At 63.8% G+C, this 19,871-nt stretch carries 11 protein-coding genes and 1 pseudogene; 9 read left to right on the forward strand and 3 right to left on the reverse strand.

Features of this window, described 5'->3' with window-relative positions:
- Positions 1–212: 212 nt before the first annotated feature.
- The 4 genes from ABKS89_RS11880 to ABKS89_RS11895 are packed head-to-tail and all read left to right on the forward strand — an operon-like array spanning position 213 to position 5,005.
- Positions 213–1,877: an acyl-CoA synthetase gene (locus ABKS89_RS11880; protein ID WP_348589403.1), complete on the forward strand. Its 1,665-nt coding sequence runs from the start codon at positions 213–215 to the stop codon at positions 1,875–1,877.
- 18 nt (positions 1,878–1,895) lie between these two features.
- Complete coding sequence (locus tag ABKS89_RS11885; RefSeq protein ID WP_138216673.1) at positions 1,896–2,666, forward strand: 3-hydroxyacyl-CoA dehydrogenase; 771 nt, start codon at positions 1,896–1,898, stop codon at positions 2,664–2,666.
- Between the two features lie 16 nt (positions 2,667–2,682).
- Entirely contained in the window at positions 2,683–3,867 is a 1,185-nt protein-coding gene (locus ABKS89_RS11890) for an acetyl-CoA C-acyltransferase (RefSeq protein WP_348589402.1), read from the forward strand.
- A 10-nt stretch (positions 3,868–3,877) separates the two neighbouring features.
- The gene (locus ABKS89_RS11895) at positions 3,878–5,005 is read left to right on the forward strand and encodes an acyl-CoA dehydrogenase family protein (RefSeq protein ID WP_348589401.1); all 1,128 of its coding nucleotides are present in this window, start codon (positions 3,878–3,880) and stop codon (positions 5,003–5,005) included.
- Between the two features lie 363 nt (positions 5,006–5,368).
- On the opposite strand, the gene ABKS89_RS11900 is transcribed toward ABKS89_RS11895, so the two are convergent.
- On the reverse strand, positions 5,369–6,301 hold the full coding sequence (locus ABKS89_RS11900) for a LysR family transcriptional regulator (RefSeq protein ID WP_081516660.1): 933 nt from the start codon (positions 6,299–6,301) through the stop codon (positions 5,369–5,371).
- A 167-nt stretch (positions 6,302–6,468) separates the two neighbouring features.
- On the opposite strand from ABKS89_RS11900, the gene ABKS89_RS11905 reads away from it, so the two are divergent.
- Entirely contained in the window at positions 6,469–7,698 is a 1,230-nt protein-coding gene (locus ABKS89_RS11905) for an acyl-CoA dehydrogenase (protein ID WP_348589400.1), read from the forward strand.
- A 161-nt stretch (positions 7,699–7,859) separates the two neighbouring features.
- Here the strand turns inward: ABKS89_RS11905 and ABKS89_RS11910 are convergent, their stop codons facing one another.
- Both ABKS89_RS11910 and ABKS89_RS11915 read right to left on the reverse strand, forming a co-directional pair.
- Entirely contained in the window at positions 7,860–8,060 is a 201-nt protein-coding gene (locus ABKS89_RS11910; protein ID WP_138216668.1) for a hypothetical protein, read from the reverse strand.
- Positions 8,026–9,069, reverse strand: a complete 1,044-nt coding sequence (locus ABKS89_RS11915) for a TerC family protein (protein WP_081516663.1) — start codon at positions 9,067–9,069, stop codon at positions 8,026–8,028. Before ABKS89_RS11915 ends, ABKS89_RS11910 begins: the two co-directional genes overlap by 35 nt.
- A gap of 352 nt (positions 9,070–9,421) precedes the next feature.
- Here ABKS89_RS11915 and ABKS89_RS11920 point away from each other — a divergent pair, with 352 nt between their 5' ends.
- From ABKS89_RS11920 to ABKS89_RS11935, 4 genes and pseudogenes are all read left to right on the forward strand, one after another.
- Positions 9,422–10,309: a hypothetical protein gene (locus ABKS89_RS11920; protein ID WP_138216666.1), complete on the forward strand. Its 888-nt coding sequence runs from the start codon at positions 9,422–9,424 to the stop codon at positions 10,307–10,309.
- Positions 10,310–10,331: 22 nt separating this feature from the next.
- A complete protein-coding gene (locus tag ABKS89_RS11925) occupies positions 10,332–11,972 on the forward strand; it encodes a tetratricopeptide repeat-containing glycosyltransferase family protein (protein WP_348589398.1) in 1,641 nt (546 codons plus the stop codon).
- 861 nt (positions 11,973–12,833) lie between these two features.
- Positions 12,834–13,886 (forward strand): annotated as a pseudogene (locus ABKS89_RS11930) (ESPR-type extended signal peptide-containing protein); the annotation flags it as partial.
- A gap of 147 nt (positions 13,887–14,033) precedes the next feature.
- Entirely contained in the window at positions 14,034–19,853 is a 5,820-nt protein-coding gene (locus ABKS89_RS11935) for a YadA-like family protein (RefSeq protein ID WP_348589397.1), read from the forward strand.
- The last annotated feature ends 18 nt before the right edge of the window (positions 19,854–19,871 follow it).

The raw sequence follows: 19,871 nt of genomic DNA on the forward strand, positions 1-19,871 counted from the left end.
ACAGGTGAACGCCGAGCGATAACGGACCTTGTAGGAGCGGGCCATGCCCGCGATCCGCCGGCAAGGCCGGCGCCTCACCGAAAACAACCCTCGCACCACACCACAGCTGTCCAATCCGCTCATCCAGATTGGCGGCTTTCGACATTGCCCGCGCGCCGGCACGGCGGGAACATCAGGGGACTCCAGACAAGAACAAACCCAGGAGTTCCGCGATGCGTTCCCATACCTCCGCCACGGCCGAGTTCGACTACCGCGCCACCGCCGACGCCGTCCTGGCCGGCAACCTCGATGCCCTCAATGCCTGTGTCGAATGCTGCGACCGCCACGCCATCCCCGGCCGCGTCGCTCTGTTCTGGGAGGGCAGGGACGGCGACAGCGCCTCCTACACCTTCACCCAGCTCAAGGAACTTTCCGGCCGCTTCGCCAGCTTCCTGCACGGCCTCGGCGTACGCCCCGGCGACGTGGTGTCGGGTATGCTGCCGCGCACCCCGGAGCTGCTGATCGCCGTGCTCGGCACCTGGCGCCTGGGCGCGGTCTACCAGCCGCTGTTCACCGCCTTCGGCCCCAAGGCCATCGAGCACCGGGTCAAGCTGGCCGGCAGCAAGGTGGTGGTCACCGACGGCGCCAACCGCGGCAAGCTCGACGAGGTGCCCGACGCGCCCACGCTGGTGACTGTCGGCGGTCCGAAGGGGCAGGGCATCCGTCACGGCGACTACAGCTTCTGGGCCGAGCTGGAACGCCACTCGCCGGACTTCGAGCCGGTGCTGCGCAGCGGCGAAGACACCTTCCTGCTGATGTTCACTTCCGGCACCACCGGGCTGGCCAAGCCGCTGGCCGTGCCGCTCAAAGCCATCGTCGCGTTCGTCGGCTACATGCGCGATGCGGTGGGGCTGCGCGAGGAAGATTCGTTCTGGAACCTCGCCGATCCGGGCTGGGCCTACGGCCTCTACTACGGTGTCACCGGGCCGCTGGCCATGGGGCACCCGATCACCTTCTACGAAGGCGCGTTCACGGTGGAAAGCACCTGCCGCATCGTGCGCAAGTACGGCATCACCAACCTGGCCGGTTCGCCCACCGCGTACCGCCTGCTGATCGCCGCTGGCGAGGCGGTGTCCAAACCGCTCAAGGGCCGACTGCGCGCGGTGAGCAGTGCCGGCGAGCCGCTGACTCCGGAAGTGATCCGCTGGTTCGCCAGCGAGCTGGGCGTGACCATCCACGACCACTACGGCCAGACCGAGCTGGGCATGGTGCTGGCCAACCACCACGAGCTGCAGCACCCGGTGCACCTGGGCGCTGCCGGTTTCTCCATCCCCGGCCACCGCGTGGTGGTGCTGGACGAACAGGGCAACGAACTGCCCGCCGGCCAGCCCGGCGTGCTGGCCATGGACCGCCGCCAGTCGCCGCTGATGTGGTTCGCCGGCTACCAGGGCATGGAGACCAAGTCCTTCGTCGGAGACTACTACCTGAGCGGCGACACCGTGGAGCTGAACGCCGACGGCAGCATCAGCTTCGTCGGCCGCGCCGACGACCTGATCACCACCTCCGGCTACCGTGTCGGCCCGTTCGACGTGGAGAGCGCGCTGATCGAGCACCCGGCGGTGATCGAGGCGGCGGTGATCGGCAAGCCGGACCCGGAGCGCACCGAACTGGTCAAGGCCTTCGTGGTGCTCTGTTCGTCCTACCGGCCGGGCGCGGAGCTGGCCGAGGAACTACAACAGTACGTGCGCAAGCGACTGTCGGCGCACAGCTATCCGCGGGAAGTGGAGTTCGTCGATGAACTGCCCAAGACCCCCAGCGGCAAGATCCAGCGCTTCCTCCTGCGCAACCAGGAGATCGCCAAGCAACGCGAAGCGGCCGAGAAAGCGGCGGCTCACTAAGTACAGCGGAGAGACTTCATGCAGATCCAGAACAAGGTATTCCTCATCACCGGCGGCGGTTCCGGCCTCGGCGCGGCCACTGCGAAGCTGCTGGTGAGCGCTGGCGCCAAGGTGGTGCTGGCCGACATCAACGCCGAAGCCGGCGCGGCCCAGGCCGCTGAGCTGGGCGAGGCGAACGCGCGCTTCATCCGTACCGACGTGTGCAGCGAGGCGGACGGCAAAGCCGCCGTGCAACTCGCGCTGGACGCCTTCGGCGCGCTGCACGGCCTGGCCAACTGCGCAGGCGTGGCCCCGGCGGAAAAGGTCATCGGCCGCAACGGCGTGCACGGGCTGGAAAGCTTCACCCGCACCATCAATATCAACCTGATCGGCACCTTCAACATGCTGCGCCTGGCTGCCGAGGCCATGGCCGGCAACGAGCCGGACGCCGGTGGCGAGCGCGGCATCATCATCAATACCGCCTCGGTGGCCGCCTTCGACGGGCAGATCGGCCAGGCCGCGTACTCCGCGTCCAAGAGCGCGGTGGTCGGCATGACCCTGCCGATCGCCCGCGAACTGGCACGCTCGGGCATCCGTGTGATGACCATCGCCCCCGGCATCTTCGAGACGCCGATGATGGCCGCGATGCCCCAGGAAGTGCGCGACTCCCTCGGCGCCAGCGTGCCGTTCCCGCCGCGCCTCGGTCGCCCGGACGAGTACGCCGCGCTGGCCCGCCACATCATCGAGAACACCATGCTCAACGGCGAGGTCATCCGCCTCGATGGCGCCATCCGCATGGCCGCGAAGTAAGCAGGAGGTCAGAGTCATGAACGATCCCATCGTCATCGTCAGCGCCACCCGTACTCCCATGGGCGGCTTCCTCGGCGACTTCAAGGACGTCACCGCCGCCACCCTCGGCGCGGCGGCGATCCGCGCGGCCGTCGAGCGCGCCCGTCTGGGTGCCGAAGAAGTGGACGAAGCCGTGCTCGGTTGCGTGCTCGCCGCCGGACAAGGCCAGGCGCCTGCGCGCCAGGCAGTGCTGGGCGCGGGCCTGGCGCGCGGCACGCCGTGCTCCACGGTGAACAAGATGTGCGGCTCGGGTATGAAGGCCGCGATGATGGCCCACGACGCCATCCTCGCCGGCAGCGCCCGCGTCGCCCTGGCCGGCGGCATGGAGAGCATGTCCAACGCGCCGTTCCTGCTGGATCGTGCCCGCAGCGGCTACCGCATGGGCCACGACCGGGTGCTCGACCACATGTTCCTCGACGGCCTCGAGGATGCCTACGACAAGGGTCGCCTGATGGGCACCTTCGCCGAGGATTGCGCCGAGAAGTACGGCTTCACCCGCGAGCAGCAGGATGACTACGCCATCACCTCGCTGACCCGCGCGCAGAAGGCCATGAGCGAAGGCCGCTTCAAGGACGAGATCGTCGCGGTCACCGTGAAGGCCGGCAAGGAACTGCGCGCCATCAGCGAAGACGAGCAGCCGCCGAAGGCCAAGCTGGACAAGATCCCGACCCTGAAACCAGCCTTCCGCGACGGCGGCACCGTGACGGCGGCCAATGCCAGCTCGATCTCCGACGGCGCCGCCGCGCTGGTGCTGATGCGCCTGTCCGAAGCCGAGAAGCGTGGCCTGACGCCGCTGGCGGCAATCCGTGGGCATTCCTCCTACGCCGATGCGCCGAACCTGTTCCCGACCGCCCCGGTGGGCGCGGTTGAGCGGCTGATGCAGCGCACCGGCTGGGCGCTGGGCGACGTCGACCTGTTCGAGGTCAACGAAGCCTTCGCCGTGGTCGCCATGGCCGCCATGCGTGACCTGGACATCCCCCACGACAAGCTCAACGTCCACGGCGGCGCCTGCGCCCTCGGCCACCCCATCGGCGCCTCTGGCGCGCGGGTGATCGTGACCCTGCTGTCGGCCCTCAAGCAGTACGACCTCAAGCGTGGCGTGGCCTCGGTGTGCATCGGTGGCGGCGAAGCCACGGCCATCGCGGTCGAACGCCTGGCCTAAGGAGCGAGTGATGATTCCCAGCGAAGAAGATATCCAGATCCGCGACGTTGCCCGCCAGTTCGCCCAGGAGCGGCTGAAACCCTTCGCCGCCGACTGGGACCGCGAGCACCGCTTCCCGGCCGAAGCGCTGAAGGAAATGGCCGACCTCGGCTTCCTCGGCATGCTGGTGGCGGAACAGTGGGGTGGCGCGCAGACCGGCCACCTGGCCTACGCCATGGCGCTGGAGGAAATCGCCGCCGGCGACGGCGCCTGCTCGACCATCATGAGCGTGCATAACTCGGTGGGTTGCATGCCCATCGCCAAGTTCGGCAACGACGAGCAGAAGCGCCAGTTCCTCGTGCCGCTGGCCCGCGGCGAGATGATCGGCGCCTTCGCGCTGACCGAGCCGCAGGCCGGCTCCGACGCCAGCTTCCTGAAGACCCGCGCACGTCGTGACGGCGACCACTACGTGCTGAACGGCAGCAAGCAGTTCATCACTTCCGGCAAGCATGCCGGCCTGGTGATCGTCTTCGCGGTGACCGATGCGGCGGCGGGCAAGAAGGGCATCAGCGCCTTCATCGTGCCCACCGACACGCCCGGCTACCGCGTGGTGCGCGTCGAGGACAAGCTCGGCCAGCACGCCTCCGATACCTGCCAGATCGCCTTCGACGACGTGCGCATCCCGGCCAGCTACCGGCTGGGTGAAGAGGGGCAGGGTTACGCCATTGCCCTGGCGAATCTCGAAGGCGGGCGCATCGGCATCGCCTCGCAGGCAGTGGGCATGGCCCGCGCGGCCTTCGAATACGCCCGCGACTACGCCCACGAACGCGAGACCTTCGGCAAGCCGATCATCCAGCACCAGGCCGTGGCCTTCCGCCTGAGCGACATGGCCACCGAGATCGCCGTCGCCCGGCAGATGGTCCACCACGCCGCCAGCCTGCGCGAAGCCGGCCTGCCGTGCCTGACCGAAGCCTCCATGGCCAAGCTGTTCGCATCGGAAATGGCCGAGCGCGTGTGCTCTGCGGCGGTCCAGACTCTCGGCGGCTATGGCTATCTACAGGACTACCCGGTGGAACGCATCTACCGCGACGTGCGCGTGTGCCAGATTTACGAAGGCACCAGCGATGTGCAGCGCCTGGTGATAGCGCGGAGTCTGTAAAGAGTTCGCCGGCAGACCCCGGCCTGTTCGTTGGACAGGCACTTCGGCAGGGCGGGGTTTGCGGGTGGCTTATCCGGCTGCGCGGATCGCTCCTACGATGGGACTCCGTCGTTTGGGCTTGCCCTCACCCTGACCCTGGCTGCGCGCCCCGCTCAGAGGGAGAGGGGACCGTTCGGTGCAGGATGAGACTACAGCGTCAGCCGGCACAATCTGCTCCCTCTCCCTGTGGGAGAGGGCTGGGGTGAGGGGAAAGCTGGCACGAAGTGAACCGGTACAAAGACAGTTGCTCCTACATTGACTACAGGCGCTTCGTAGGATGGCGTGGAGCGCAGCGATACCCATCAAAGGGCATCGCCCCAGACATCAAGCGCGCTCTGCCGCCTCGCGCGCTTCCCGCGCCGTCACCTGCTGGCACAACTCGATGATCTGCTCGCGCATCCAGCGGTTCGCCGGGTCCTGGTCGGTGCTTTCGTGCCAGTACAGGTGGGTTTCCAGCTTGGGCACGTCGTTCACCGGCAGGTCGACGAAATGCAGGCCGTGGTGGCGGGCGAAGCGTTCGGGCACGGTGACCACCATGTCGGTCTGCTGCACCACGGTGGACGCCATCAGGTAGTGCTGCGAGCGCAGGGCGATCTTGCGCTGCAGGCCCATCTTGCCCAGCGACAGGTCCACATAGCCCAGGCCGCTGCGGCGGCTGGAAATCTGGATGTGCGCCACCGACAGATATTCGTCCAGGCTCAGCTTGTCCTTGGCCAGCGGGTGGCCCTGGCGCATGGCGCAGACGTAGCGGTCTTCCATCAGTTTGACGTGGCGCACCTGCGGGTCGGTGTTCAGCGGCGCGTCCACGGCGAAGTCGAGGCGGCCGGCGGCCAGCTCCTTGGTGGTCTCGCGACGCTTGGAGAGGAAGCTCTCGATGTGCACGTTCGGCGCCAGGCGGCGCAGGCGCTGGAACAGTGGCGGCAGGACGATGGCCTCGGTGAGGTCGGTCATGCTGATGCGGTAGGTCTTGCTCGCCTGGGTCGGCGTGAAGGTGCGGCTTTCCTGCACCGAAACCCGCAGCAGCTGCAGCGCGTTGCGCACCGGCCCGATGATGTTCTGCGCCATCGGCGTGGGCACCATGCCCTGCGCGGTCCGCACGAACAGCGGGTCGTTGAAGGTTTCACGCAGGCGGGCGAGGGCGTTGGAAACGGCCGGCTGGGTAATGCCGACTATCTGTCCGGCGCGGGTCAGGTTGGCTTCCGTGTAGATCGCGTCGAAGACGATGAACAGGTTCAGATCGACCTTGCTGAGGTTCATTCCAGGGCTCCGCTTGTAGTTGTTCTGCGGCCGATCATACCCGAACGAACGCTCAGGTCCATACGGGTTATGAATGTTCATTGATTCGGATAATAGGCTGGGTAAATGCCTTGGGCTGTTCTAGCATCATCACCACACAAACAACCGCCGCCAGAAGGTTAGCCCCCATGGATTTCGCTTATTCCGCCAAGGTTCAGGACCTGCGTGAACGCGTTACCGCGTTCATGGATGCCTATGTCTATCCCGCCGAGAAGGTGTTCGAGGAGCAAGTGGCGCAAGGCGACCGCTGGCAGCCCACGGCCATCATGGAAGAGCTCAAGGCCAAGGCCCGGGCCGAAGGCCTGTGGAACCTGTTCCTGCCCGAGTCCGAGCTGGGTGCCGGCCTGACCAACATGGAATACGCGCCGCTGGCGGAAATCATGGGTCGCTCGCTGATGGGCTCCGAGCCCTTCAACTGCTCCGCGCCGGACACCGGCAACATGGAAGTGCTGGTGCGTTACGGCACTGAAGAACACAAGCGCACCTGGCTGGAGCCGCTGCTGCGCGGCGAGATTCGCTCCGCCTTTGCCATGACCGAGCCGGGCGTGGCTTCTTCCGACGCCACCAACATGGAAGCCAACGCGGTACGCGACGGTGACGAGTGGGTCATCAACGGCCGCAAGTGGTGGACCTCCGGCGCTTGCGATCCGCGCTGCAAGATCATGATCTTCATGGGCCTGACCAACCCGGACGCGCCGCGTCACCAGCAGCACTCGATGATCCTGGTGCCCACCGACACCCCCGGCGTGAAGATCCTCCGTCCGCTGCCGGTGTTCGGCTACGACGACGCTCCGCACGGCCACGCCGAAGTGCTCTTCGAGAACGTGCGCGTACCTTACGAGAACGTCCTGCTCGGCGAAGGCCGCGGCTTCGAGATCGCCCAGGGTCGCCTCGGCCCAGGCCGCATCCACCACTGCATGCGTTCCATCGGCATGGCCGAGCGCGCTCTGGAACTGATGTGCAAGCGCTCCGTCAGCCGTACCGCCTTCGGCAAGCCGCTGGCGCGCCTGGGTGGCAACATCGACGTCATCGCCAACTCGCGCATCGAGATCAACCAGGCCCGCCTGCTGACCCTGCATGCCGCGTACATGATGGACACCGCTGGCAACAAGATCGCCCAGAGCGAGATCGCCCAGATCAAGGTCGTGGCGCCCAACGTCGCCCTGCAGGTGATCGACCGCGCCATCCAGATGCACGGCGGCGCCGGCGTCTCCAACGACACCCCGCTGGCGTACTTCTATGCCATGCAGCGCACCCTGCGCCTGGCCGACGGCCCGGACGAAGTGCACCGCGCCGCCATCGGCAAGTTCGAGATCGGCAAGTACGTGCCGCGTGACGCGCTGCGCAGCAGCCGCTGATCCCAGGCAACCATGAACAAGGCCCGCTGATGCGGGCCTTTTTCTTTTCCTGGGCAATGGTTCGGGCCCGCTCTTACAGGGACGCGTCGGGTTCACAGACTGTCGAAACGACGTAAACACCGCCCAACGAACAAGGCCAGCGGCAAGCTGGCCTTGTTCGTTCATAGTTGAGGAGTGGGCTCCGGGCCGTCGCTCGTCGCCCGCTGCTCGATCAGCCACTCCCGCCGCGTGTGCAACTGGGCGGCGAAGGCGCGCGCGGCGGCCTCATGGGGGAAACGCAGCGCGCGACGACCGAGACGGACCTGCCAATAGGCCCGGCCGCGAAACTCAACGGCTTCGATCCTCACCTCCAGCGCTTGCATGGATCCTCTCCTGGCTGACGATTTCCAGCGGTTCCTCGCTGGTCCGGCGGGTCTTGAGCAAGGATAGCAGTATGCCACCCGCCAAAAGGCCGAAGGTTACGCCAAGGGACAGGGCTGCGGGAACCTTGCCGATGAATCCGTGGAGGAAAATCTTCGTGCCGATGAACACCAGCACCAGCGCCAGGGCGTACTTCAGGTAGACGAAGCGGTGGATCATCGCCGCCAGCGAGAAGTACAGGGCGCGCAGGCCGAGAATGGCGAAGATGTTCGAGGTGTAGACGATGAACGGGTCCTGGGTGATGGCGAAGATCGCCGGCACGCTGTCCACGGCGAACACCAGGTCGGCCAGCTCGATGAGGATCAGCGCCAGGAACAGCGGGGTGGCGTAGCGCACCAGCTTGCCCGAGGCATCCGGCATCTTCACGAAGAAGTGGTGCTCGTGAAGGGTGTCGGTCATGCGGATGCGCTTGCGCAGGAACTTCAGTACCGGGTTGTTGGCCAGGTCCGGTTCGCTGTCATGCTTGCTGAACAGCATCTTCACGCCGCTGAACAGCAGGAAGGCGCCGAATACGTACATGATCCATTCGAATTCCTTCACCAGCGCGGCACCCAGGCCGATCATCAGCGCGCGCATGACGATGGCCCCGAGGATGCCCCAGAACAGCACCTGGTGCTGGTAGCGGCGGGGGATGCCGAAGAAGCCGAAGATCATCGCCATGACGAATACGTTGTCCATGGACAGCGACTGTTCGACGAGAAAACCGGTGTAGTACTCCACCGCGCTGGTGGCGCCGAACTCGTACCAGACCCAGCCACCGAAGGCCAGGCCGCAGGCGAAGTAGCCGGCGGAGAGCATCAGGCTCTCGCGCACGCCGATCTCGTGGTGATCGCGTTGCAGGACGCCCAGGTCGAGTACGAGCAGAAGAATCACGATGGCCAGGAAGGCCAGCCAGAACCAGGTGGCGGTTCCGAGGAATGGTTCGGTCAAAAAGGCGTGCAGAGCTGTCATGTGGCCCCTCCCTTAGTGTCGTTGTCGAAAAGTGACTCCGACATGGCGGTTGGCAACCGTCAGAGGGGCCCGGCGTCACTGGCGGGAAAATAGCAGAGCGGACGCCTCAGGCAAGTGGTGGAACGTAACAAGTTCCTACATCGGTAGGGGAGGAGGCCGCGACTGCTCAGGGAAGTCTAGTTCATGGCCGTTCGGCGCCCTGCGAATGCTGGAAAAATCTAAAGAGAATATTCCTACATTTCTCTCAGGGTTCGATGAGCGTGCAAAGCGCAATGGATATCTAGCATGGCGCACCTAATGGCTGAGTGTTTTACCTCGGCACCCCATGCAATCCACTCCTCCAGGTGCAACCATGAAGCTGAAAATCCTGTCCGTCGCATTGCTCATTTCAGCCGGCCTTGCCGGCTGCGATCTGCCCTCCCTTTCGCCGCAGTCCAAGTCTGCCACTCCCGCCAGCTGGGTCAGCCTACCTGCACTGCCGGTCATTGAGGATGCGGTGATGTCCTTGTCCCCGACTTTCCAGGGAAAGCGCACCCAGCAGTTCATGTCGCAGATCTGCGGCATGGCGCGCGGACAGCTGAACCAGGTTCAGGTCAATGCAGCTCTGGCGAGCATGGGCATCGACAGTTCCCGCCTACCGCGCCAGAGCCAGGATGCTACAGCCCTGCTGGTCAACGGTGATCGCGCCGCTCAGGCCACCGCCTGCGCGGCTTACCAGGCCACCGATGTGCTGATGGCAGCCAACCCGAAGGACTTCCTCAAGGCTGCGCCCGTCACCGCGGAAAAAGCCGCAGACAAGGCCCCGGCGGCACAGCAACTCGACAACGACGGGCTGACCAGGGTTCTGCCGATAAAGATTGCCCAGGCACGGGCAAACGCCGATGTCTTTGCACTTATCGCCCAGGACCTGCAACGCAAGCCCGGTTTGAGCGTGGCTGAGTACAGTGAGCGTGCCCGTGTGCTGTTCGGCCGCCTGGCGCCTATCTACCTCGCCCGCGTTCCGGCCAATCTGCCATCGGTGAATACCAGCTACCAACTGATCGGCCTGGGCGATAACCGCCTGGAGTTCAGCACCAACATTGGTCTTCATTACGATTTCTCGGCGGGCCGCGGCCTGACGCTGACCCAGAACGGAGTGCTCTGGTATGGCAAGGGCCAACTGCTGGGTCAGGACTATCGACTGAAAGCAGCCTACTTCCAGCCCGAAGTAGCACAACTCATGGGTGCGTCCAAGCAATAAAGCAGTACAGGGGGAAGCCAGTATGGCGGCAAGAACGGATTTACCGGCATTGAATAACCTTGCCGACGCGGTACAGCAGGTCTACCAGCTGCGTGAGCAGGGAATCGATTGCCGCAGGCCCTGGCGCCTGCTCGAGCAGATCCTGGATGCATTTGAGGAGTTGCCGGCTGATGAAGCCTTGGCTGTCCTCGGCCAGGTGGTGGGGGATGTCCATCTGCTTTCGGTTGCGACGGTGTTGTCGCGCCGCGCGACCGAACGCTTTCCGCAGAGCGCAGACGGCTGGTTCCACCTCGGGTTCAGCCAACTGATGGAGAACATGAGTGCTCCTGCGGCCTATCAGGCTCTGGAGCGAGCCTGGGAGTTGGCCCCGGGCTCGCGAACCGAGTTCGCTGTCTGTCTGTCGGCTGCTTATCTTGCGGTGCGGCGCTGGAGCGATGCCGAGCGAACCTGCCGGCAGATGCTGGAATGGCAGCCTGACTGCGCCGATGCGTATTCGAACCTGAGTATCGCCTTGCGCCGTCTGCACCAATCGGAAGCTTCCGTCGAGGCTGCGCGTCAGGCCCTAATCTGCGACCCGGGGCATTTCCATGCGCCGAACAACCTGATTCTCGCACTGGTCGATACGGGGCGGTATCAGGAAGCCCTGGCGACTACCCGCGAGTATGTGTCTCGCTTGCCAACCGATATGCGCCTGCGCCTGCTCCTGGCAGAGCTGGAGCTGCGCCTGGGTCAGTGGGACACGGGGTGGGGGAATATGGATGCGCGATTCGCGGTCGTCCAGCAGTTGGGGCAGCAGTTGGACATTCGAGAGAACCAGCTCGGCGTTCCGCGCTGGCACGGCGAGCCCCTGGCCGGCAAGACGCTGGGCATCTGGCTTGAGCAGGGTTATGGCGATGCCATCCTGCTGGTCCGGTTTCTGCCGCGCATTGCGCAGCAGGTGAGGGAGCAGGGCGGCAAGCTGGTATTCGGCATCTTCGGTCCATTGGAAGAGCTGTTCCGGCCACGCGTGCCTTACGACGTCGAGATGAATATCGATCACCTTCGGCCAACCGACTACCACCTGCCGCTGATGAGTGCCTGCGGGGCTTTTGGGGTGACCGAAGCAGATGTCTGCGGCGTGCCTTATCTACAGGCTTCACCGCAGGGCATAAGCCAATGGCGCCGGCGGCTCAAGCGTGATCCACGCCTGCATATCGCACTGGCCTGGAGAGGCAATCCGCAGCAGGTACGCGATGATGTCCGCTCGCTGGATCTGCCAAGCCTGATGACGCTGCTGGAGCAGGATGGCGTGTTGTTCCATTCGGTGAATCCGGATGCTGCGCAGGTGGTGGGCGAACTGGTGGCCAAGGGGCTGCCCATCGTCGACCACAGTGCCGAGCTGAATGACTTCGCCGACACCGCCGAACTGCTGAAGGCGGTCGATGCCGTGGTCAGTACCTGCACCTCCACTGCTCATCTGGCGGGTGCGCTCGGGGTGCCCACTTTGTTGCTGGTGGACAAGGTGGGGTCCTATCTGTGGCGCTGCGACACGCAGCTCAGCCTCTGGTACGACTCGGTGCGGATTCTTCGCCAGGAGACGCTGGGGGACTGGGGGCCAGTGGTGCAGCGACTTCGCCAGCACCTGGTGCGCCAGGCGGAGGCCAAGAGCGAACATCAGGCCTGAACGAAAGGGGCGGTCGATTGCGACCGCCCTTTTTTTCAGCACTTCCCACCGATGTCCCGGGCCTCCGGCGCGGCGGTCCTGCAGCCGCCCGGCGAGGCGGCGAGTACTCATCCCGAGGCAACGTCTGCAATGGAGCTGGCCGTCGCGATCAAGGTTCCGCGTTCCGTCTCCCGCGCAAACGCCACGGGCTGATCCTGTGTGCCTGACTCTCTCTCCATGCTGCCCGGGCACTGATCGACCTCACTCTCTGGACTACCTCGCAGACCAGGTTGCGCCTCCAGGGGATCGCGTGGAAAGCGCCATGCCAGCCGCTCGAACAACCGAAATCCCGGCTGCTTTGCGTCACTGACTAATTGGGGATTAAGGCGACTGGGCTAGGGGGCTGATTTTATCTGCCTGCCACTTCCGGTGTTCTGACAAAACACCCATGGAAGCTTGCGAAGAGCTCGGATTTATCCCGCTGAGTTACTGAATTGTCAGAACTCCCCTACGACAAAAGCTGGGAGTCCTGATTATTGCTCAGGCGGCAGATTCTTATCGTTGGCACATCGAAATGCACACGTGCCAAAGCCGCCATGTCAACGCCGCAACCACTGCCGAACACTCCTCGAACCCTTCTATCGGGACTGCCGGTTGCCTCGCTCGCCATTGGCGGACCCGGCTGTCAGCGCAGCTCGCGCCCGGGCAGCAACCCCCTCTGTTTTGCAGCGCACTGCCAGGCCCCTGTGCCTGTGTCGGCACAGGCCGCGCTGACCCCTGAATCCCGTTAACCAACGGGTTTGAATCGGCTCTCGATGGGCCGGCAATGACTGACGGCTCATCGAGCTGCCAAGGAGTTTTTTCGTGAACAAGATTTATCGTGTGGTATGGAACGCGACGCTCGGCCGGTGGGTCGTTGCGTCGGAGATAGCCAAAGGGAGGAAGAAAAGCAGCACTACTCTCCTTTTGAAGGCAATGACCCTCGGGGCTATTGGTGTCTCGGGCATGGCTAACGCGGGCGCGCTTGACGGTGGCGTCATCACCAAGGGAGCCAACAGTGTTGCTTATGGGCCGAATGCCACGGTTAACATTATCAACACGGCCAGTGGAGCAGACAACGCAACTGCCGTCGGTGCCAACTCTTTAGTTGGGGGGCAGGACGCGACCGCATTGGGTTGGAGTGTGACATCCAGCGCAGTGAACAGCGTATCGGTGGGTAATGAAATCACCAACAATGGCGACAGTACTGTTGCTATTGGCGGTAGCGCCGGTCAGACGGTGATGTCGGATGTCGGCTCGGACCACGGCACTGTAATTGGCAGTAACAGCCGGTTGGTGAATTCATCCTGGGCTTCGGTACTGGGTGGCAGCAGCACAGTCACAGACTCCGCCAGCGCGGTGATTGTGGGTGCCTCAAGTGCTGTTTATGCCTCCAAGAATGCGACTGTACTTGGGTCGTCGGCTTCCGCCAGCAATGCTGATGGCGCAGTTGTCGCGGGGGCTCACGCCAGCGGCACCAATCTGGAGGCGATTGCGTTAGGTTACGCCTCGAAGTCCAGTGGTTTGCAATCAATTGCCGCCGGTTCGTCCGCCAATGCCAGCGGTAACAACTCCACCGCCCTGGGCTACATCTCTCAGGCTACTGCCAAAGACGCCACCGCCTTGGGCAGTTCGGCCAATGCCACCGACCAGTACTCAACCGCTGTCGGTACATACTCCACTGCCAGCGGTCCGCAGGCAGTTGCCTTCGGCGCGGCAGCGCGGGCTATTGGCGGGAACTCTACGGCACTGGGTACGTATTCCAGTGCGACAAGTGGCGAATCCGTCGCGGTAGGGGCCAATGCGAAGTCGACAGCGTCAGCTGCCGTTGCTGTTGGCCCAACTGCAGCTGCCTCAGGCGTAAACAGTGTCTCGATCGGTCTGAGCTCATCCGCCGCGGGCACCAGTAGTGTGTCCCTTGGTGACAAAGCGCAAGCGCTTGGCAATTCGACTGTGAGTATTGGCGGTGGGGCCAGGAGTTTGGGAAATACCTCCACCGCAGTCGGCTGGTATGCAACTGCCGCCAAAGACAATGGGCTCGCCATGGGCAATAGCGCAGTAGCCAACTATGCCGGTGACGTAGCTCTGGGTTCAGGTTCCACCACTGGCACCACCGTGGCTACCCAGAGTGCCACCATTGCAGGCACCAACTACACGTTCGCTGGCACCGCCCCGACCAGTACCGTCAGCATCGGCTCGGCTGGCAATGAGCGCACCCTAACCAACGTGGCGGCGGGCCGCCTGAGCGCAACCAGCACCGATGGCGTGAATGGCTCGCAGTTGTTCGCTACCAACCAGGCGGTCAATGGTCTGGATACCCGTGTGACCAACCTGGGTGACACCGTCAACAACATCTACAACACCGGCACCAAGTACTTCCACGCCAACTCTACCGGCACTGACTCCGTCGCTTCGGGCAAGGATTCGGTTGCAATCGGCATGGGCGCGGTCGCCAGCCACGATGGCAGCATCGCTCTGGGTGCCAACTCCGTCGCCGATGGCAAGACCCTGAGCCATTCGGCTTACCTGGTGGGCGGCACCGCCACTGGCGAAGTCAACATTGGTGATCGCCGTATCACTGGCCTGTCGGCTGGTGCGGATGACACCGATGCGGTCAACGTGGCTCAGCTGAAGGCCGTCGCCGCAGGCTCCGTGGCGGATGCCGTCATGTACGACAACAGCACCCACACTTCGGTGACCCTGAACCCCAATGGCCCTGCTGCCACCATCAGCAACGTGGCTGCTGGCGTGAACGACACCGACGCGGTGAACGTTTCCCAGCTCAACGACCTGGCTGACACCCCGATTACCTTCGCCGGTAACACTGGTTCGGTCGGCAAGAAACTGGGCGACACCTTCACCATCGAAGGCGTGGGCAGCACCGCCGGTACCTACTCGGGTAACAACCTGAAGACTCTGGTGGATGCCAACGGCAACCTGCAACTGCAGATGGCCGATGCGCCGAAGTTTGGCGACGTGACCGTCAACGCCGATGGCTCGGGCAAGATCACTGGCCTGACCGCCGGTACCGACGCCACTGACGCGGTGAACGTTTCGCAGCTGACCTCGGCTACCGAAAACGCCGTGCAGTACGACGACAGCACCCACACCACCGTGACCCTGAACAAGGGCGGCGACTCGACCACCATCACCAACGTGGCCGCCGGCGATCTTTCTGCCGACAGCACCGACGCGGTGAATGGTTCGCAGCTGTACGAAACCAACCAGAACGTCACCAACCTGGGTGACAACGTCAACAACATCTACAACACCGGTACCAAGTACTTCCACGCCAACTCCACCGGCACTGACTCCGTCGCTACCGGCGCGGACTCCGTGGCCATCGGCATGGGCGCTGTGTCGAGCAACAAGAACGACGTAGCCCTGGGCGCAGGTTCCACCACTGATGTGGCCGTCGGCACTGCCGGTGCAACCATTGCCGGTACCGACTACAGCTTCGCCGGCGCCAACCCGACCAGCACTGTTTCGGTCGGCAGCGTAGGCAACGAGCGCACCATCACCAACGTGGCTGCCGGTCGCCTGAGCGAAACCAGCACTGACGCGGTGAACGGTTCGCAGCTGTTCGCTTCCAACCAGGCTATCGACAACATCAGCAACAACGTCGATGTACTGGACAAGGGCGCGGTCAAGTACGACGTCAACCCGGATGGCACCGTCAATTACGACAGCGTCACCCTGGCTGGCGGCGACAACGGCACCAAGATCACCAACGTGGCAGCCGGCGATCTTTCTGCCGACAGCACCGATGCCGTGAATGGTTCGCAGCTGTACGAAACCAACCAGAACGTCACCAACCTGGGTGACAACGTCAACAATATCTACAACACCGGCACCAAGTACTTCCACGCCAATTCCACCGGCACTGACTCCGTCGCTTCGGGCGTGGACTCCGTGGCCATCGGCATGGACGCAGTTGCCAGCCATGACGGCAGCGTCGCTCTGGGCGCTGGCTCCGTGGCTGACGGCTCTACTCTGAGCCACTCGGCTTACCTGGTGGGTGGTAACGCCACTGGTGAAGTGAACATTGGTGATCGCCGTATCACTGGCCTGTCGGCTGGTGCGGATGACACCGATGCGGTCAACGTTGCTCAGCTGAAAGCTGCTGCTGCGGGGTCCGTGGCGGATGCGGTGATGTATGACAACAGCACCCACACTTCGGTGACCCTGAACAAGGGCGGTGATTCGACCACCATTACCAACGTGGCCGCTGGCGAGCTTTCCGATACCAGCACCGATGCGGTGAATGGTTCGCAGCTCAACGAGACCAACACCAACGTCACCAACCTGGGCGACACCCTCAACAACTTCGCTGGCGACCAGACCACCGAGTACACCGAGGTAAACGGCCGTGGCATCCGCTACGTGCGCACCAACGATACCGGGCTGGACTTGTCTGACTCCTCGGCGCAAGGTCAGGGCAGCACTGCGGTGGGCTACAACGCCACCTCCATCGGTGACAGCAGCCTGGCACTGGGTCGTGAAGCCAAGGCCAACAACGTGGGTGACGTGGCCCTGGGCGCAGGTTCCACCACGGACGTAGCGGTGGGCACTGCCGGTGTAACCCTTGATCACACGTACTTCGCTTTTGCCGGTGCTAACCCGACCAGCACCGTTTCGGTCGGCAGCAAAGGCCACGAGCGCACCATCACCAACGTGGCGGCTGGGCGTATCAGTGCTGACAGCACCGATGCGATCAACGGGTCGCAGTTGAACGCTACCAACGTGACGCTCAACAACTTCGCGGGTGACCAAGGGGATGCCTTCACCGTGGCCAACGGCCGTGGCATTCGTTATGCCGCCACCAACGATGCCGGCAATGAACTGGGCGATGCCTTCGCACAGGGCTATGCCAGTACCGCGATGGGCTATAACGCTCTTTCCGTCGGTGAGAGCAGCCTTGCCCTAGGCCACAACAGCGTTGCCAACAACGCTGACGACGTAGCCCTGGGTTCCGGTTCTACCACGGACGTCGCCGTAGGCACTGCCGGTGTAACCATTGCCGGTACCAACTACAGCTTCGCCGGCACCAACCCGACCAGCACCGTGTCGGTCGGCAGTGTGGGTAACGAGCGCACCATTACCAACGTCGCCGCCGGCCGCCTGAGCGAAACCAGCACCGACGCGGTGAACGGTTCGCAGCTGTTCGCTTCCAACCAGGCTATCGACAACATCAATACCAACATCGATGTACTGGACAAGGGCGCGGTCAAGTACGACGTCAACCCGGACGGCACCGTCAATTACGACAGCGTCACCCTGGCTGGCGGCGACAACGGCACCAAGATCACCAACGTGGCCGCTGGCGAGCTTTCCGCTACCAGCACCGATGCGGTGAATGGTTCGCAGCTCAACGAGACCAACACCAACGTCACCAACCTGGGCGATACCCTCAACAACTTCGCTGGCGACCAGACCGCCGAGTACACCGAGGTAAACGGCCGTGGCATCCGCTACGTGCGCACCAACGATACCGGGCTGGACCTGTCTGACTCCTCGGCGCAAGGTCAGGGCAGCACTGCGGTGGGCTACAACGCCACCTCCATCGGTGAAAGCAGCCTGGCACTGGGTCGTGAAGCCAAGGCCAACAACGTGGGTGACGTAGCCCTGGGCGCAGGCTCGGTGACTGACGTATCCGTCGGCACTGCCGGTGCAACCATTGCTGGTACCGACTACAGCTTCGCCGGCGCCAATCCGACCAGCACCGTGTCGGTCGGCAGCGTAGGCAACGAACGCACCATCACCAACGTCGCCGCTGGCCGCCTGAGCGCCACCAGCACCGACGCGGTGAACGGTTCGCAGCTGTTCGCTTCCAACCAGGCCATCGACAACATCAACAACAGCGTCAATGTCCTGGACAAGGGTGCGGTGAAGTACGACGTCAACCCGGACGGCACTGTTAACTACAACAGCGTCACCCTGGGCGGCGATACCTACAACAGCACCACCAAGACTGGCGGCACCAAGATCACCAACGTCGCTCGTGGCGTGGATGACAGCGATGCGGTGAACATGTCTCAGCTCAACGAGACCAACACCAACGTCACCAACCTGGGCGACACCCTCAACAACTTCGCTGGCGACCAGACTACCGAGTACACCGAGGTGAACGGCCGTGGCATCCGCTACGTACGCACCAACGATACTGGGCTGGACCTGGCCGACTCCTCGGCACAAGGTCAGGGCAGCACTGCGGTGGGCTACAACGCCACTTCCGTCGGTGACAGCAGCCTGGCACTGGGCCGCGATTCGAAGGCCAACAATGCCAACGACGTGGCCCTGGGTTCCAATTCCACCTCGGACGCAGCCGTCGGCACTGCCGGTGCCACTATTGCAGGCACCTTCTACGGCTTTGCGGGCACTGATCCGCTGAGCACTGTGTCGGTAGGCAGCAAGGGCAAGGAGCGCACCATCACCAACGTCGCCGCTGGTCGCCTGAGTGCGGACAGCACCGACGCGGTGAACGGTTCGCAGCTGTTCGCCACCAACTCCGCCATCGATACGATCAACAACAACATCAATGTGCTGGACAAGGGCTCGGTGAAGTACGACGTCAACCAGGATGGCACGGTGAACTACAACCACATCACCCTGGCCGGCGGCGACGCGGGCACCACCATCAGCAATGTGGCAGCGGGTGAGAAGGGCACCGATGCGGTGAACGTCGACCAGCTCAACAACACGGTCGCGGCGTCCAAGACCCACTACTACGGTGTCAACGACAACGGTGTGCAGGGTGGCAACTACAACAACGACGGTGCGCAGGGGCTCAACTCCGTGGCTGCCGGCGTGAACGCCAAGGCCTCGGCTGACAGCGGTGTTGCCCTGGGTAGCGACTCGGTCGCCAAGGTCGAAGCCGGCGTGAAGGGGTATACCCCAGCTAGCGCCAGTGCAGAACAGGCCGACGCGATTGCCGCCACCACCAGCACCCGTGGCGGTGTGAGTGTAGGCGACGCTGATGCGGGCATCTATCGCCAGATCAACGGCGTAGCGGCTGGCACGGTGGACAGCGACGCGGTCAACGTGGCTCAGCTCAAGGGCGCCATTGGTTCGGCCACCGCCAACGCGGTGAGCTACGACAACAGCACGCACAACAGCGTGACGCTCAACGGCGACACCTACAACTCGGAAACCAAGCAGGGTGGCACCAAGATCACCAACGTCGCGGCCGGTGTGAACGACAGCGATGCGGTGAACATGGCGCAGCTGAACCAGACCAACACCACGGTCAACAACGTCACTGAAGGCAAGGACGGCATGTTCCAGGTGAACAACACCAAGAACCTGCCCAAGCCCAAGGCCACTGGCAAGGATTCCACCGCAGGTGGTGCCGGCGCCGTGGCATCGGCTGACAACAGCACGGCCATTGGCAGCAATGCCCAGGCTACCCACAGCAATTCGGTGGCGCTGGGCGCCAACGCCAGCACTGACCGCGACAACAGCGTGTCGGTCGGCAGCGCGGGTTCGGAGCGTCAGATCACCCACGTCGCGGCGGGTACCTCCGATACCGATGCGGTGAACCTGGCGCAGCTGAACAAGGCCACCGGTGACATCAACAACAGCATCAACAATGTCTACAGCGACCTCAAGCACGACCTGAACAAGCAGGACGACATCCTCAGCGCCGGTATCGCCGGTGCCCTGGCTGCCGCCACCCTGCCGCAGCCCTACCAGCCGGGTGCCAGCATGGCCTCCGTCGGTGCCGGCAACTACCGCGGCCAGCAAGCCCTGGCCATCGGTGTGTCGCGCATCTCCGACAACGGCAAGTGGGTCACCAAGCTGTCCGTCAACACGGATACGCAGGGTGAGTTCGGCGCATCGGTCGGCGTGGGTTACCAGTGGTAAGCCGTCGCTAGTCATTGA

The sequence above is a fragment of the Pseudomonas sp. LABIM340 genome (assembly GCF_040017195.2).
In the GTDB taxonomy this organism is placed as follows: domain Bacteria; phylum Pseudomonadota; class Gammaproteobacteria; order Pseudomonadales; family Pseudomonadaceae; genus Pseudomonas.

What these genes read in the sequence shown, in the direction of transcription:
- ABKS89_RS11925 (WP_348589398.1), top strand. Translation starts at nt 10,332, where the DNA reads ATGGCGGCAAGAACGGATTTACCGGCATTGAATAACCTTGCCGACGCG.
- ABKS89_RS11900 (WP_081516660.1), bottom strand. Translation starts at nt 6,301, where the DNA reads ATGAACCTCAGCAAGGTCGATCTGAACCTGTTCATCGTCTTCGACGCG.
- ABKS89_RS11920 (WP_138216666.1), top strand. Translation starts at nt 9,422, where the DNA reads ATGAAGCTGAAAATCCTGTCCGTCGCATTGCTCATTTCAGCCGGCCTT.
- ABKS89_RS11915 (WP_081516663.1), bottom strand. Translation starts at nt 9,069, where the DNA reads ATGACAGCTCTGCACGCCTTTTTGACCGAACCATTCCTCGGAACCGCC.
- ABKS89_RS11880 (WP_348589403.1), top strand. Translation starts at nt 213, where the DNA reads ATGCGTTCCCATACCTCCGCCACGGCCGAGTTCGACTACCGCGCCACC.
- ABKS89_RS11910 (WP_138216668.1), bottom strand. Translation starts at nt 8,060, where the DNA reads ATGCAAGCGCTGGAGGTGAGGATCGAAGCCGTTGAGTTTCGCGGCCGG.
- ABKS89_RS11885 (WP_138216673.1), top strand. Translation starts at nt 1,896, where the DNA reads ATGCAGATCCAGAACAAGGTATTCCTCATCACCGGCGGCGGTTCCGGC.
- ABKS89_RS11905 (WP_348589400.1), top strand. Translation starts at nt 6,469, where the DNA reads ATGGATTTCGCTTATTCCGCCAAGGTTCAGGACCTGCGTGAACGCGTT.
- ABKS89_RS11890 (WP_348589402.1), top strand. Translation starts at nt 2,683, where the DNA reads ATGAACGATCCCATCGTCATCGTCAGCGCCACCCGTACTCCCATGGGC.
- ABKS89_RS11895 (WP_348589401.1), top strand. Translation starts at nt 3,878, where the DNA reads ATGATTCCCAGCGAAGAAGATATCCAGATCCGCGACGTTGCCCGCCAG.
- ABKS89_RS11935 (WP_348589397.1), top strand. Translation starts at nt 14,034, where the DNA reads ATGGGCAATAGCGCAGTAGCCAACTATGCCGGTGACGTAGCTCTGGGT.